Origin of the sequence: Bacteroides caecigallinarum, from assembly GCF_021530995.1 — a bacterium.
GTDB classification, from domain to species: Bacteria; Bacteroidota; Bacteroidia; order Bacteroidales; family Bacteroidaceae; genus Phocaeicola; species Phocaeicola faecigallinarum.
Genome location: NZ_JADYTF010000008.1, coordinates 15,129 through 31,063, shown reverse-complemented (window position 1 = coordinate 31,063; position 15,935 = coordinate 15,129). Strand labels below are relative to the sequence as shown.

Sequence of the window (15,935 nt, the reverse complement as noted above, 5' to 3'; positions counted from 1 at the left end):
TTCGTGTGCGATAACGAAAAATATGTTATATATTTGGCGAATAGTCCAAAATAGTCAAAAATAGATTGGATTTTACAATAAAAGAAATTACTTTTGGCCAAGAAAATAAACAACAAATCTTAATTATAGTAAAATCTGTAGAAAAACAAAGCATGGAACAAGTCTTCAGTTACATCATCGGACTGGGTGCTGCTGTGATGATGCCTATCATTTTTACAATCTTAGGCTTGTGTATTGGAATTAAATTTGGTAAAGCTCTCAAGAGCGGTCTGTTAGTTGGTGTCGGTTTCGTTGGTTTGTCTGTGGTGACAGCCTTGCTGACAAGTAGTCTTGGCGACCCACTTAAAAAAGTAACAGAAATTTACGGTTTAAGTCTGCGGATTTTCGATATGGGTTGGCCAGCTGCCGCATCTGTAGCATACAACACCTCTGTAGGAGCATTTATCATTCCTGTATGTTTGGCTGTAAACATTGTTATGCTTCTTACTAAAACTACTAAAACTGTCAATATCGACCTTTGGAACTACTGGCATTTTGCCTTCATTGGTGCTGTAGTATATTTCGCAACAGAAAAAATCTGGTGGGGATTCTTTGCTGCAATCATCTGTTATATCATAACACTTGTTATGGCAGACCTTACCTGCAAACAGTTCCAGGGATATTATGACAAGATGGACGGTATCTCTATTCCACAACCATTCTGCTAGGGATTCGTACCTTTCGCACTTGTTATCAACAAAGCTCTGGACATGATTCCTGGATTCGACAAGCTTTATATCGATGCTGAAGGCATGAAAAAAAATTCGGTATCATGGGCGAACCTCTTTTCCTTGGTATCGTAGTGGGTTGCGGTATCGGTATGCTTGCATGCAAGAACGGTCAGGAAATGGTTGACAACATACCTGCAATCCTTGGATTGGGTATCAAGATGGGGGCCGTTATGGAACTTATACCACGTATCACTTCTTTATTCATTGAAGGTCTTCGTCCTATATCGGATGCAACACGCGAGCTTATCTCACGCAAATTCAAAAACAGTGCCAACCTCAACATCGGTATGAGTCCGGCATTGGTTATCGGTCACCCTACAACTTAGGTTGTATCTCTTCTTCTTATTCCTGTTACACTGTTTCTTTCAGTTATACTTCCGGGTAACCAATTCCTTCCATTGGCCTCACTTGCCGGAATGTTCTACCTATTCCCAGCTGTACTTCCTATCACAAACGGTAACGTATTGAAGACATTCCTTATAGGTTTGGTCAGCCTCATCGTTGGTTTGTATTTCGTAACAGACCTGGCTCCATACTTTACTCAGGCTGCTCATGACGTATTTGTCAAGACAGGTGACGCAGCAGTTAAGATTCCTGAAGGATTCCAGGGTGGTGCACTTGACTTTGCTTCAAGTATTTTCTCATGGTGTATCTTCCATCTGATCTACAATTTCAAATATGTGGGTTCAGCAGTATTGGTAGCTATAGCTCTTATCATGGCTATCTATAACAGAACACGTATCGTAAAGGAAGCAAAAGCCAACAGCAACAATTAATCAAGAAAACCTAAACTCAATAAAACAATAAGAACATGAAAAAATTAGCATTAGCAATGATGATGGGTGTAGCTGCTCTGTCATCTAACGCACAAGTTAACTACCAGATGAAGACAGCTTGTCATCCACAGGATTTCAAGACTTATGACACTCAGAGAATCCGTGAAAACTTCCTTATGGAAAAAGTTTTCTCTGCAGATGAAATCAACCTTACATACGCTATGTACGACCGTTTCATCTTCGGTGGTGCTATGCCTGTAAATAAAGAAGTAGTTCTTGAAACTATCGATCCACTTAAAGCTCCATATTTCCTGTTCTCACGCGAACTTGGTGTTATCAACGTAGGTGGTGACGGTATCGTTACTGTTGACGGTAAAGAATACGAATTGAAGTTCAGAGAAGCTTTGTACGTAGGACGCGGTAACGAAAAAGTTACTTTCAAGAGCAAGGATTCTTCAAAACCAGCTAAGTTCTATATCAACTCAGCTCCTGCACACAAGGAATACAAAACTCAGCTAATAACAATCGACGGACGTAAAGGTTCTTTGAAAGCTAACTCAATGGCTGCCGGTAAGTTGGAAGAAAGCAACGACCGTGTTATCAACCAGCTTATCGTTAAGAATGTATTGGAAGAAGGACCATGCCAGTTGCAGATGGGTCTGACAGAATTGAAACTAGGTAGCGTATGGAACACTATGCCTGCCCACACTCGCAGTCGCCGTATGGAAGCTTACTTCTATTTCAATGTACCAGAAGGCAACATGATCTGCCACCTGATGGGTCAGCCACAGGAACAGCGCCTTGTATGGATGGCTAACGAACAGGCTATCGTTTCTCCAGAATGGTCAATCCACGCAGCTGCAGGTACTAGCAACTATATGTTCATTTGGGGTATGGCAGGTGAAAACCTTGACTACAACGATATGGATAAAATCAAATATACTGAAATGAGATAATAATAGTATATAAGTCATATTTAGAGTCTGTCTATTCCGGTTTCCGGATAGGCAGACTTTTTTTTGTGCATAAAAATATGCCTGTTCTTTTGCTTTTATATAAATAATCCATACATTTGCACTGTACTACTTTTATGGTACAGTATAACAATATTAAAATATCTAGAGTTATGGTAGAACTAAAGAATGTATCATTCGGTTATAATCCGAATAAAAACGTAATCGAAGATCTGAGCCTCAATCTTGAAGAAGGCAGATTTTACGGACTTTTAGGGAAAAACGGAACAGGAAAAACTACTCTGATGAAAATCATATCCGGTATCCTTTTTGCAAAAGAAGGATATGTAAATATATACGGCAATAATCCTGGAGACAGAAAGCTTGAGACGCTACAGGAAATATTCATGATGCCCGCTGATTTTACATTTCCAAAAATGAGTCTTGAAAAGTATGTCTCTCTCTATTCATCATTTTATCCTAAATTCAATAAAGACATCCTTGATGACTGTCTCGATAACTTTGAAATAAACAAAAACATAAAAAGTATCGACAAACTTTCTTTAGGAGAGAAACACAAGATAGCGGTAAGCCTGGCTATTTCATTCGGTACAAAACTAATACTATTCGACGAAGCAGCCAACGGAATGGATATACCTACCAGAAAAATGTTCCGCAAAATGCTTATGAAGCACATTAGGGAAGACCAGACTGTAGTTCTGTCCACACATGTGGTCCAGGATATAGAAAACCTGTTGACAGACATAATAGTCTTAAGAAAAGGCCAAAAGACATTTATATCATCACTTGACGACATACGCAGTAAGTACTCTTTCGGAATACAGAGCAATGAAGAAGGTGCGATATATTCCGAACCTTGTGCCGAAGGTTATCGGGTGATATGCAACAACACCAACAATGATGATACAGAGATTTCTCTGGAACTATTATTTAACGCATTGACAAAAGAAGGAGGTATATTATGAAAAGTTTCAGTTTGAAAAGAATGATGCAATTCAGTAAACTGCAACTAAATGAATTGTTTTTAAACAAGACTGCAGCTGAAGCAATAAAACTTCTATTACTACATTCGTTCTCAATAACATTTATCAGCCTTGCAATGAAAAGGAATGGTGGTATAAAGGAGTGTATATCATTGATTGAGTTATTATTACTTCTTTACTCATATTATTTTCCATTCTTGAATCTGTTTAGCGATTTAGTTACTAAAAAAGGACTTTTAAACAAGATATCCGTTCCGGCTACTCTTTCTGAAAAGCAAGCCAGCCTGTATTACAGCACCTTACTTATGGGGACTATGATATTAATACCAAGTATTATAATATCAAACATAATACTGCAAGCTGCCATTCCTTTTGTATTTGGAGATGAGGTAAACGGTTTGCACCTCATATTCGGTGGTGGTGGAAAGGGTATAAAGATGAATCTGATTGCTGCGATATTAATACTTTATTTGATAATCCTCACCCCTCTTGCATTACTATACCGGAAATACAAAAAAGTATATTTCTGGAGTATGTTCATAGCCTTTATCCTGTCGTATATGTTGTCGATTATATTTATGTACGGATTAATAACTAAAATTACTCTGGTGCTGGTAACTGTATTTTGGAGTATTTTTGCTGTAATTACAGCAAACAAAGGATTAAGAAAAGTAGAACTGGAATAAGCCTATGACAGACTTCAAACAAGACAGAGCCATTTATCTGCAGATGGCAGAAAGGATATGTGACAAAATACTTGCAGGAAAGTACAATGCCGACGACCGCATTCCCAGTGTACGCGAACTGGCCGTATTGCTCGAAGTAAATACAAATACCGTTGTCAAGACTTACGACCTATTGCTACAATGGGGAATTATATATACCAGACGCGGACTGGGATATTTCGTCACAGAAAATGCTCTTCAGAAAATAAGACATACAAGAGGAGAAAGATTCATGAATGAGAACCTGCCGGAACTATTTCGCCAGATGGAATTGCTTGAAATATCTATAGAAACCATAATCAGGCAATGGAAGAAATTTAAAGAAAAATAATAGCAGTAATATGTCCACAAAAACTTGCCCACGTTTTACTTAAAACACGGGCAAGTTTTAAGTAAAACGTGGGCAAGTTTTTTTATCTGTAATTATCAGTCCTGATAATACACTCTTTTCACACGCATGGAAACGCTGGTCAATATCTCATAAGGTATAGTATCAAGCCATTCCGCCAATGTAGTTACAGGAAGGTTTTCGCCAAAAACTTCCACCTTGTCACCTTCCTTACAGTCAATATCCGTAACATCTATCATACAAACATCCATACAAATATTTCCCACATAAGGAGCTTTCTTTCCGTTTACAAGGCAATACCCTTTTCCATTTCCTAACCTACGGTTCAATCCGTCGGCATAACCAATAGGTATAGCTGCAATACGTGAATCTCTATCAAGTCTTCCCTTACGGCTATAACCTACCGTATCCTCTGCTTTCACATCGTGTATCTGTAAGATGGTGGTTTTCAGTGTACTTACGTTGTTTATCATTTTTCCTGTATAAGGGTCTATTCCGTAGAGCCCTATACCCAGTCTTACCATATCTAACTGTGCGCCCGGATATCTTTCTATGCCGGCTGTGTTACAGATATGACGCAATATCTTATACGAAAATCCTTCCTGAAGCTTTGCTGCCGCCTCTTCAAATGTTTCTATCTGTCTGCGGGTAAAGGCATCAAAACGACTTGAATCACTGCCTACCAAATGAGAGAAGACCGAACGCGGTATTACCGCCGACTGACGTTTCAAACGCTCAACCAGCTGAGGCAACTGCTCAGGCTCAAACCCAAGACGGTTCATTCCGGTATTGATTTTCACATGAATAGGGAAATTGCTGACACCTTCCCTCTCGGCTGCCTTAATAAGTTCTTCCAATATATTGAAACTATATACCTCCGGTTCAAGGTGATAGTCGAACATTGTCTTGAACGCCGTAAGTTCAGGATTCATTATTATAATAGGACAATTAATTCCTGCCTTACGCAAATCTGCACCTTCATCTGCCACCGCAACAGCAAGATAATCCACTCTATGCTCTTCCAGTGTTTTTGCAATCTCAAACGGTCCTGCCCCGTATGCCGAAGCCTTTACCATGCAGACCATCTTAGTCTCAGGTTTAAGTTTATTACGGAAATGGTTAAGATTATCTGTCAAAGCCCTAAGGTTGATTTCAAGTATCGTTTCGTGCACCTTTAGCTCCATATAATCAGTAATATCGTCAAAATGGAACGCACGTGCTCCCTTGATCAATACCACTTCATTTCTCAGCGAATCCAGTATTCCGGACTCCATGAGTTCAGAAGTCTTGTTGAAGAAATATTTTTCAATTTGAAAAAGTGATGCCGATGCCGATATTTCAGGACCTACACCGATTATTTTATCTACTCCACGGCTGTGTACAAGTTCTGCCACCTGTCTGTACAAAAGTTTGCTGGTCTGTCCACTCTCAAGAATATCCGACAAAATCAATGTACGTTTCTTGCCTTTATCTTCTGTTCTTCGCGACATGAAGTCGAGAGCAATATCCAATGATGCAAAATCAGAGTTATAACTGTCGTTTATCAGGATACAGCCATTCTTTCCTTCCTTCACCTCCATTCGCATTGCCACAGGTTCCAGTGTAAGCATTCTTTCGGCTATCTCTTCCGGAGAAATCATCAGATACAGAGCTACGGCCAGACAGTTTATGGAATTTTCAATTGAAGCATCGTCAATAAACGGAATGCGATATTCCTTCATAAATCCCAAATAGCGGTACTTGACGTCTGTATAATTGCTGAACTTGTTGATACTCTCGATATACAGCGGACGCTCCATGTCTTTTGTGGACCACGCTATTTCCTTTGCTCCGAACAGCGATTTTGTCACACAACTGCTTATCAATTCATTATCACCGTTATAGATTACAACATCACAATCCTTGAACAGCTGAAGTTTCTCCATACACTTGTCCTGGACGGATGTGAAATTCTCCTGATGAGCGCCACCTATATTCGTAAGGACACCTATGGTTGGACGGATTATTGGCTTCAATTCTTCCATCTCGCCCATCTCAGATATACCGGCCTCGAATATACCTATCTCAGTATTTTCATTCATCAGCCATACTGACAAAGGTACTCCTATTTGTGAGTTATAGCTTCTTGGGGAACGGGTTACAACCCTGCTTGGGCTGATAATATGATAAAGCCACTCCTTGACCACTGTCTTACCGTTACTTCCGGTAATTCCAATCACAGGCACATCGAACAGTTCTCTATGACTTGCAGCAAGGCGCTGAAGCGATTTCAAGGTATTTGAAACCTTCAGGAAATTGCAGTTCTGAAATCCCGACATATCTTCAGGCAAATCAGTAACCACAAAGTTCCTCACTCCGCGGTTAGACAATTCAGCTATATATTTATGACCATCATTTCTTTTTGTCTTTAAAGCAAAAAAAAGAGTTTCTTCCGGAAAGCACAATGATCGGCTATCGGTAAGTATCCAGTCTATTTTAGCAGGAGCATTACCTATACGCTCCGCATTCAGTATTGAGGTTATTTCTTCAATAGTGTTCGACATAATTCTATTTCCTTTTCGACATCTAAGTACGTGAATTTTTCTTTTAGTGCTTCTATTTTTAACAGTATTTGACTTAAAAAGCCACGATATGCTTCACTATCCGGATTGAATGGCTTATGTCCCAAAGCACGGGTTATTTCATTACAGGCCTTTATTGAATCTATAGTTTCCCGATTAAAATATGTTTCTGAAAATCTCTCCCAAATATAATCAACAGCCTTTCCTGACGGATGAAGCATATCATCAGCATAAAAACGATAATCCCTAAGTTCGTCCATCATTATCTCATACGACGGGAAATAATAGCACCCGTCATTCGACGAGCATATTTTATCAATGGCTAATAATAACACAGACTTGCTTATCTGATTGCCATGCATACCATCCTTGGCATGACGTATTGGGCTGACAGTAAAAAGAATCCTGATTCCAGGGTTAACAATCCTCAAAACAGATATCAGATTTGAATATGAAGTAACAATATCATCAACATCAAGGATACTGCGGGAAAATAATTTCTCATTCAGTTTATGACAATTACCTACTATATGCCCGTCTTCATTCCATCTATAGACACGTGCCGTACCAAAAGTAAGCACAAGCCAATCTGCTTTAGTCAGAAATTCAGAACTCTCATTTATACGACTGTTTATATTATCAAGACATTCGTCGATATTAAAAGAAGAGAATGAACTGTGGTGCATCAGGCTAAACCATAACCCGCGCGATTGCATCAAATCATCGGGAGTGTATGTCTTATTTTTAATAATCTGAGTCAATGCCTCCCTGATAGACATAGGATTATAAAGTACACCGAAAGGATTAATATCACATCTGAATTTATTTACGGACAATCTGTTACCTATGTTTTCAGTAAAGCACGATCCCATAAGCATTAATTTATAAGAATGCTTGATTTCACATTGTCCAACAGGTAATTCTGTCCTGGTAATCAGTTCCATATCACTCTATATCAATTATTTTTTGCTACAAATGTAACCACAATATGTATATTTGTAGTACTTTTGTGGAAGAAATGTTTAATTAATGTATAGATGGAACAAAACGCATCATATAAATTCCTTGACAAAATTGATAATCCTGATGATCTTCGCAAACTTCCAATAGAAGAACTGCCAGAAGTTTGTAAAGAGCTGCGTGAAATGATTATTGATGAGCTTTCACGCAATCCGGGACATTTTGGTTCCAGCTTGGGAGTAATAGAACTGACCGTCGCATTACATTATACATTCAGCACTCCATACGACCGTATAGTATGGGATGTTGGGCATCAGGCATATGCTCACAAGATACTGACAGGAAGACGAGATAGTTTCTGTACAAACAGAAAACTTAACGGTCTCGCACCCTTTCCATCTCCAGCAGAAAGCGAATATGATACATTTACATGCGGACACGCTTCAAATTCAATATCCGCAGCATTAGGTATGGCTGTTTGTGCAAATTTCAAAAAAGAAAAAGACAGACACATTGTGGCAGTCATTGGTGACGGCTCGATGAGTGGTGGTCTGGCCTTCGAGGGATTGAACAATGCATCGGCTATTCCGAACAATCTTCTTATCATCCTGAACGACAACAACATGGCTATTGACAGAAGTGTCGGTGGAATGAAACAATACCTTCTGAATCTCCATACATCGGAAGGTTATAACCGTTTCCGCAATACTATGTCTAAACAAATGGCCAAATGGGGATTGCTCACTGAAGAAAGAAAAAAAGCCATTATACGGTTCAATAATAGTCTGAAATCATTGCTCATGCAGCAGCAGAACATCTTTGAAGGTTTGAATATCAGATACTTCGGTCCTATAGACGGGCATGACACCATTTCTTTGATAAAAGTCCTGAATGAAATAAAGGACATGAGCGGTCCAAAACTATTACACATACACACCGTAAAGGGTAAAGGATATAAACCTGCAGAAGAGTGTGCCACAGAATGGCATGCACCTGGAAAATTCGACAAAATTACCGGAGAAAGAATAAAACCTACAACTGACGGTATTCCACCGCTGTTACAAGAAGTATTCGGAAACACTCTTCTTGAGCTTGCCAGACAGAATCCAAACATTGTAGGAGTTACTCCTGCAATGCCGTCGGGATGTTCAATGAACATTATGATGAAAGAAATGCCTGACAGGGTTTTCGATGTAGGTATTGCAGAAGGACACGCAGTAACATTCTCTGCCGGAATGGCAAAAGACGGTCTTACACCGTTTTGCAACATTTATTCCACATTTATGCAAAGAGCATACGACAATGTAATCCATGATGTAGCCATACATAAACTCAATGTAGTAATGTGCCTTGACAGAGCCGGACTAGTAGGCGAAGACGGTGCCACACATCATGGAATATTTGATATTGCATACATGAGGATTATTCCAAACCTGACTGTTGCGGTTCCAATGGACGAACACGAACTCAGAAAACTCATGTTTACAGCACAATTACCTGATATGGGTCCATTTGTCATAAGATACCCACGAGGGAGAGGACTGAAAACAGACTGGAAATGCCAGTTCGAAAAGATACCTGTAGGAAAAGGAAGACTTCTTAAGGATGGAAATGATATGGCTGTGATTTCTGTAGGTCCAATAGGCTACAAAGCAAAGAAAGCAATAGCAAAAGCAGAAGAATGCAGTTCAATAAGCATAGCTCATTACGATCTTAGATTTGTAAAGCCATTGGACAAAGATATGCTCGACTCGATAGGGAAAAAATTCAAGAAAATATTGACTGTTGAAGACGGCATATTGGCAGGAGGAGCAGGTAGTGCCATAATGGAATTTATGTCTGACAATGGACATGATGACATAACTATTAAAAGAATAGGTATAAATGACTGTTTCGTACAGCATGGCACTGTAGATGAACTGTATAAGATATGTGGACTTGACGAAGAAAGTATTTACAGTTCGATTATTGAATTGGCAAATAAAAATTAATAAGGGGCAACATAAAAACTTGAATAAAGATAAAGACTCATGAAAATAATAATAGCAGGCGCAGGAGCTGTTGGTACACATTTGGCGAAACTACTTGCCGGGGAAGATCAGGACATTATCCTGATAGACGAAAATCAGGAAAGATTGGGAAAAATGAGCAGTAATCTGGATATGATGACAGTAAACTACTCTCCTACTTCCATAAATGGACTTAAAGAAGCGGGAGTAGCCGGCGCAGACCTGTTTATAGCAGTAACTCCTGACGAAAGCCGGAATATGACTGCCTGTATGCTTGCCAATAATCTTGGTGCACAAAAAACCGTTGCCAGAATTGATAATTATGAGTATCTCCTGCCCAAGCATAAGGAGTTTTTCAACGGACTTGGTGTCCATTCGCTCATCTATCCTGAAATGTTGGCTGCAAAAGAGATTGTTGACGCAGTAAAAATGAGCTGGATAAAGCAATGGTGGGAATTTGCCGGCGGTTCGCTTATCATGATTGGTGTAAAGATGAAAGAACAGGCCGAGATACTCAATGTACCGTTTCATGAATTAGGAGGACAAGGTATACCTTTCCATATTGTAGCTATAAAAAGAGGTAACGAAACCATTATACCTAGAGGAGATGATTTCGTAAAACTTAATGACATTGTATATTTCACCACTACCAAAAAATATATACCATACATTAGAAAGATTTCAGGAAGAGAAAACGAAGCTGACGTAAGAAGTGTCATGATAATGGGAGGCGGAAGAATAGCTGTCCGTACGGCACAATATCTGCCCGAATATATGAAGATAAAAATTATAGAAATTGATGAGAGCAGATGTAACAGGCTTACGGAAGTAGTGGACGATGACGTGATGGTCATAAACGGAGACGGTCGCGACATGGAACTTCTCATTGAAGAAGGAATTAAAAATACAGAAGCTTTTGTTGCATTGACAGGCAATTCGGAAACTAATATACTGGCATGTCTGGCTGCCAAACGTATGGGAGTAAGCAAGACTGTAGCAGAAGTAGAGAATGTGGATTATATAAGCATGGCTGAAAGTCTTGATATAGGAACTGTCATCAATAAGAAATACATAGCGGCAAGTCACATTTACCAGATGATGCTTAAAGCAGATGTATCCAACGTCAAATGTCTTACTTTTGCTAATGCAGATGTAGCGGAATTCATAGTAAAAGAAGGTTCAAAAATAACTAAAGCACCTGTAAAAGATATAGGACTACCAAAAGGAGCTACTATCGGAGGACTGATACGAAACGGAGAAGGTATTCTCGTAACAGGTAATACAATAATCAAAAAGGACGATCATGTGGTTGTATTCTGCCTCGGATCTATGATAAAGAAATTAGAAAAATATTTTGGATAATATGTTTTTTAACATAGAAATAACCATCTTTACTCAAAATATATTCTAACTTTGCACGCGTGATTGAATAAGGTAACAGTTTTTTTTATGAATTATTGGTTGAGGGTAATATTTTTAGGCATATTGTCTTGCTTATTGTTGCAAGAAATAAAGGAAGAGATTTCCTCCGTTTTGGCGGAAGAAATATGCCATGAAGATATACTATCAACAAATAAGGAAAATTGTACGTCATTTGAAGAATCTTCATCAGACATTTGCCTTATACGTACCATAAATCATATCCTCAAATCAAGATATGCTGATTTGCAGGTACCGGTATTCATAGTTCCTGCCGCAAAGGATAAAAATGACAATAAATCTATACTGACAATAACCGGAGGGTTACAAAGAAATAATATCACGTATAGATATTCTAACGCAGACGCAAAATATTGCAAGGAATCTCATAATCAGATTCATTCTCCAAAAGATTATTACATATACGCATTGGAAAAAATAATCATTTAGATTTTTCCCGATGACGGTTTGTCTCTATATTCAGGTATGGAGACAAACCTTGTGTGCTCATAAAGCAAATGACATGTTATGTTTTCGCAACAAATAACTAAAACAAATAAATCATGTATTTTATTTTTTTAATTGTAGTGATTCTCACGGCAATTGCCTTGGTTGTTGCAGCCATGACTATTGCCAAACTAATCGCCCCCCATTCATTCAACCCTCAGAAAGGCGAGCCATACGAATGTGGTATCCCTACAAGGGGTGATTCGTGGGTTAAGTTCAAGGCAGGTTACTACCTCTTTGCCATCCTCTTCCTGATGTTCGACATAGAGACAGTGTTCCTGTTTCCATGGGCAGTGGTAGTGGCTGAGACAGGAGTATATGCACTCTGTGGAGCGGCATTCTTCCTGGGAATTCTTATTTTAGGCCTGGCATACGCCTGGCGGAAAGGAGCGCTGGAATGGAAGTGAAAAAACGTGCGGAAATACGCAGTATGCAGTATGATGAGTTCCGCAATAATGATTATCTGGAGCGGATGGCAGATCAGCTCAATCGTGACGGCGCGGGAGTGATTGTAGGTTCGGCGGACGAACTGATAAACTGGGGACGAAGCAACTCGCTGTGGTCGCTCACTTTCGGTACAAGCTGTTGCGCCATAGAGTTTATGGCATTGGGAGCAGCACGGTACGACATGGCACGTTTCGGATTCGAGGTGACACGTAACTCTCCCCGCCAGGCGGACATGATTATGGTGCTTGGAACCATAACTTACCGTATGGCGCCTGTGCTGAAACGTCTTTATGACCAGATGGCTGAGCCTAAATACGTGGTGGCTGTGGGCGGATGTACCATCTCGGGTGGTCCGTTCAGAAAGTCATATCATGTAGTGAACGGTATAGACAAAATCATACCAGTGGACGTGTTCATTCCCGGATGTCCTCCACGTCCGGAGGCTTTCTATTACGGCATGATGCAGTTGCAGAGAAAGATTAAGGTGGAACGTTTCCTGGGGGGAGTAAACCGCAAGGAAGACGACAAGGCTCCAGTTACAAGGGAACAAGGCTCCCATCCGGACGGAGAACCTCGTCAACTCGTCAACTTGTCAACTTGTCAACTAAATAAAGAGGAGGAATGACTATGAGTGCAGACAACATTATACTGATAAAGCCGGAAGAACTCTATGACGAGGCTTCCAGACTGAGATACGACGCCAAGGAGCCTATGGACTATCTGCGCGACATCGTAGGCATGGACTGGGGAGAAGAAGGACTGGGCGCGCTGTATTATCTTGAGAGTACTTCTACGGGGGCGCGCCGTGTGCTGAAGGTTGTGGCCGCGGACAGGAAGAATGCGTTTGGCTGTGCCGAACATTCGTTTCTACCATCTGTATGCAGCCTTTGGAAAACCGCGCGTATCAAGGAACGTGAGGTGTTCGATTTCTTCGGCATCCGCTTCACGGGCAATCCGGACATGAGGCGTCTGTTCCTGCGCGAGGACTGGAAAGGGTATCCGCTGCGCAAGGACTACGATATGGACTCGAATCCGCTGAACATGGATAATGAGACGAACGCGGACGTTACGGAGGAATACACCCTGCGTCCGGACGGAACTGTGGAAGGACGGGAGAATGTGGTGTTCGGCAAGGAGGATTTCGTGGTTAACATCGGTCCTCAGCATCCTTCCACTCATGGTGTGTTGCGTATGCGTACTTCCATCGACGGTGAGAATATCCGCCGTATAGACCCTATTCTGGGATATATTCACCGCGGCATAGAGAAGATGAACGAGAGTCTTACTTATCCGCAGACTCTGGCTCTGACTGACAGACTGGACTATCTGAGTGCTCATCAGAACCGTCATGCCCTGTGTATGTGTATAGAACAGGCTGCAGGCATCGGGATTCCGGAACGCGCACAGTACATCCGTACGATAATGGACGAGCTGCAGCGCATCGACTCGCATCTGCTGTTCTACTCGTGTCTGGTGATGGATATGGGGGGACTTACTCCTTTCTTCTATGGTTTCAGGGAGAGGGAGATGATTCTCGACATTATGGAGGAGACTACGGGAGGACGCCTGATTCAGAACTACAACGTGATAGGCGGTGTGCAGGCGGACCTTCATCCGGACTTCCGGCGCAAGGTGAAGGAATTTATCAAGCACCTGCGCAGCGTGATAAAGGATTATCATGATATCTTTACGGACAATGTCATCGCGCGCCGGCGACTGGTGGGTGTAGGCGTGCTTTCGCGTGAGGATGCGATATCGCTGGGTGCCACGGGCGGTACGGGACGCGCTTCGGGATGGAGCAACGACGTGAGGAAGCGTCATCCGTATGCCATGTACGGCAAGGTGGATTTCCGTGAGATAACGCGTACTGAAGGCGACTCGTTTGCGCGCTACATGGTGCGTATGGACGAGATTATGGAGTCGTGCCACATCATAGAGCAGCTTATCGACAATATCCCGGAAGGGGAATTCCGCGTGAAGACCAAGGCTATCATCAAACTGCCGGAAGGTAACTTCTCTACTTCGGTGGAGAGCAGCCGCGGCGAGTTCGGAGTGATGCTGGAGAGTCATGGCGACAAGTATCCTTACCGCCTGCACTACCGCTCTACGGGTCTGCCGCTGGTGGATACGATGGACACCGTGTGCCGCGGACAGAAGATTGCGGACCTGATAGCGATAGGCGGTACGCTGGACTTTGTGATTCCGGACATAGACCGATAAGGTGAGTTTGTGAGTTTATGAGTTTGTAAGTTTGTTGATGATAACCAACTTAAAAACTCATAATAAAAAACTTAAAAACTCATAATAACAAACTTAAAAACTAAAAAACTAAAAAACTAAAAAACTAAAAAAATGTTTGACTATTATAATCTTGAGCCGCTCCTGATGTGGATACACAGCACGATGTGCAGCCTGATGCCCGAATGGCTGGCCTTCACCATCGAAGGTATTGCCGTGGGGGTGTTCATCATGGTGATGTATGCCGTGCTGGCCATCATCCTGATATATATGGAGCGTAAGGTGTGCGCGGCTTTCCAATGCCGTATCGGACCGGACCGTGTGGGGGGTCGTGGAGGGCTTCTGCAGGTGCCGGCGGACGTTATAAAAATTCTGACGAAAGAGATTATCTCGCTGAAAAACTCTGATAAGTTTCTGTACGGGCTGGCTCCTTTCCTGGTGATCATGGCGTCGATACTGACATTCTCGTGTCTGCCATGGAACAAGGGGGGAGAGATTCTGCACATGAACATCGGTATCTTCTTCGTGCTGGCGGCTTCGTCCATCGGTGTGCTGGGCATCCTGCTGGCAGGATGGAGCAGCAACAGCAAATATACGCTGATAGGTGCCGTACGAAGCGGGGCGATGATTATCAGCTACGAGCTTTCCATCGGTCTGAGCGTTCTGACTATGGTTATCCTGTGCGGGACGATGGACATCCAGGAGATTGTGGCGTATCAGGAGAACGGGTGGAACATCTTCAAGGGACACGTCCCGGCAGTGATGGCTTTCATCATCTATCTGATAGCGGGTAACGCGGAGGCAAACCGCGCTCCGTTCGACCTGGCGGAAGCGGAACAGGAACTTACAGCGGGGTATCATACTGAATACTCGGGTATGCACTTCGGTTTTTTCTATCTGGCGGAATACCTGAACCTGTTCATTACCGCGGGCATTGCGGTAACGCTTTTCTTCGGAGGATGGATGCCGCTGCACATTGCGGGGCTGGAAGGACTGAACATGGCGATGGACTGCATTCCGGGAGTGATATGGTTCGTGGGCAAGACTTTCTTCGTGGTGTTCCTGCTGATGTGGATAAGATGGACTTTCCCACGGTTGAGAATTGACCAGGTGCTGATCCTGGAATGGAAGTATCTGATGCCGCTGTCGCTGCTGGTGCTGATGGTGATGACGGTGATGAAGGTGTTCGGACTGGTGTTTTAATACCGTAAACTAAA

12 protein-coding genes and 1 pseudogene are annotated in these 15,935 nt (G+C 41.9%); 11 read left to right on the top strand and 2 right to left on the bottom strand.

Translation table 11 applies throughout. From position 1 onward, the window contains the following. Positions 1-152: 152 nt before the first annotated feature. The 5 genes and pseudogenes from I6E24_RS02305 to I6E24_RS02285 all read left to right on the top strand — a co-directional run bounded on the left by I6E24_RS02305 (position 153) and on the right by I6E24_RS02285 (position 4,559). Positions 153-1,546, top strand: a pseudogene (locus I6E24_RS02305) (PTS galactitol transporter subunit IIC). Between the two features lie 35 nt (positions 1,547-1,581). Beyond that, positions 1,582-2,502 carry a 5-dehydro-4-deoxy-D-glucuronate isomerase gene (kduI, locus tag I6E24_RS02300; protein ID WP_235325934.1) on the top strand — a complete coding sequence of 307 codons (921 nt, stop codon included), beginning with the start codon at positions 1,582-1,584 and terminating at the stop codon, positions 2,500-2,502. Between the two features lie 170 nt (positions 2,503-2,672). Beyond that, positions 2,673-3,485: an ATP-binding cassette domain-containing protein gene (locus I6E24_RS02295; RefSeq protein WP_235325932.1), complete on the top strand. Its 813-nt coding sequence runs from the start codon at positions 2,673-2,675 to the stop codon at positions 3,483-3,485. Beyond that, entirely contained in the window at positions 3,482-4,189 is a 708-nt protein-coding gene (locus tag I6E24_RS02290) for a hypothetical protein (RefSeq protein WP_235325930.1), read from the top strand. Before I6E24_RS02295 ends, I6E24_RS02290 begins: the two co-directional genes overlap by 4 nt. A 4-nt stretch (positions 4,190-4,193) precedes the next feature. After that, positions 4,194-4,559 (top strand): GntR family transcriptional regulator, encoded by a 366-nt coding sequence (locus I6E24_RS02285; RefSeq protein WP_235325928.1) that lies wholly within the window; start codon positions 4,194-4,196, stop codon positions 4,557-4,559. A gap of 95 nt (positions 4,560-4,654) precedes the next feature. On the opposite strand, the gene I6E24_RS02280 is transcribed toward I6E24_RS02285, so the two are convergent. Together I6E24_RS02280 and I6E24_RS02275 are read right to left on the bottom strand one after the other, a co-directional pair. Further along, positions 4,655-7,120 carry a bifunctional UDP-N-acetylmuramoyl-tripeptide:D-alanyl-D-alanine ligase/alanine racemase gene (locus I6E24_RS02280; protein ID WP_235325926.1) on the bottom strand — a complete coding sequence of 822 codons (2,466 nt, stop codon included), beginning with the start codon at positions 7,118-7,120 and terminating at the stop codon, positions 4,655-4,657. Then, positions 7,096-8,082: a GSCFA domain-containing protein gene (locus I6E24_RS02275; protein WP_235325924.1), complete on the bottom strand. Its 987-nt coding sequence runs from the start codon at positions 8,080-8,082 to the stop codon at positions 7,096-7,098. The genes I6E24_RS02280 and I6E24_RS02275 overlap by 25 nt, the downstream gene beginning before the upstream one ends. 93 nt (positions 8,083-8,175) lie before the next feature. Between I6E24_RS02275 and dxs the strand changes: the two genes are divergently transcribed. From dxs to nuoH, 6 genes are all read left to right on the top strand, one after another. Beyond that, the gene (gene dxs / locus I6E24_RS02270) at positions 8,176-10,089 is read left to right on the top strand and encodes a 1-deoxy-D-xylulose-5-phosphate synthase (protein ID WP_235325923.1); all 1,914 of its coding nucleotides are present in this window, start codon (positions 8,176-8,178) and stop codon (positions 10,087-10,089) included. A gap of 39 nt (positions 10,090-10,128) precedes the next feature. Then, entirely contained in the window at positions 10,129-11,469 is a 1,341-nt protein-coding gene (gene trkA, locus I6E24_RS02265) for a Trk system potassium transporter TrkA (protein ID WP_235325921.1), read from the top strand. 620 nt (positions 11,470-12,089) lie between these two features. Continuing rightward, on the top strand, positions 12,090-12,440 hold the full coding sequence (locus tag I6E24_RS02260; protein WP_235325919.1) for an NADH-quinone oxidoreductase subunit A: 351 nt from the start codon (positions 12,090-12,092) through the stop codon (positions 12,438-12,440). Then, positions 12,431-13,105: an NADH-quinone oxidoreductase subunit B gene (locus I6E24_RS02255; protein WP_235325917.1), complete on the top strand. Its 675-nt coding sequence runs from the start codon at positions 12,431-12,433 to the stop codon at positions 13,103-13,105. Before I6E24_RS02260 ends, I6E24_RS02255 begins: the two co-directional genes overlap by 10 nt. Before the next feature lie 2 nt (positions 13,106-13,107). After that, positions 13,108-14,700, top strand: a complete 1,593-nt coding sequence (locus I6E24_RS02250) for an NADH-quinone oxidoreductase subunit D-related protein (protein WP_235325965.1) — start codon at positions 13,108-13,110, stop codon at positions 14,698-14,700. Positions 14,701-14,832: 132 nt separating this feature from the next. Continuing rightward, positions 14,833-15,921 carry an NADH-quinone oxidoreductase subunit NuoH gene (gene nuoH / locus I6E24_RS02245; protein ID WP_204507291.1) on the top strand — a complete coding sequence of 363 codons (1,089 nt, stop codon included), beginning with the start codon at positions 14,833-14,835 and terminating at the stop codon, positions 15,919-15,921. The last annotated feature ends 14 nt before the right edge of the window (positions 15,922-15,935 follow it).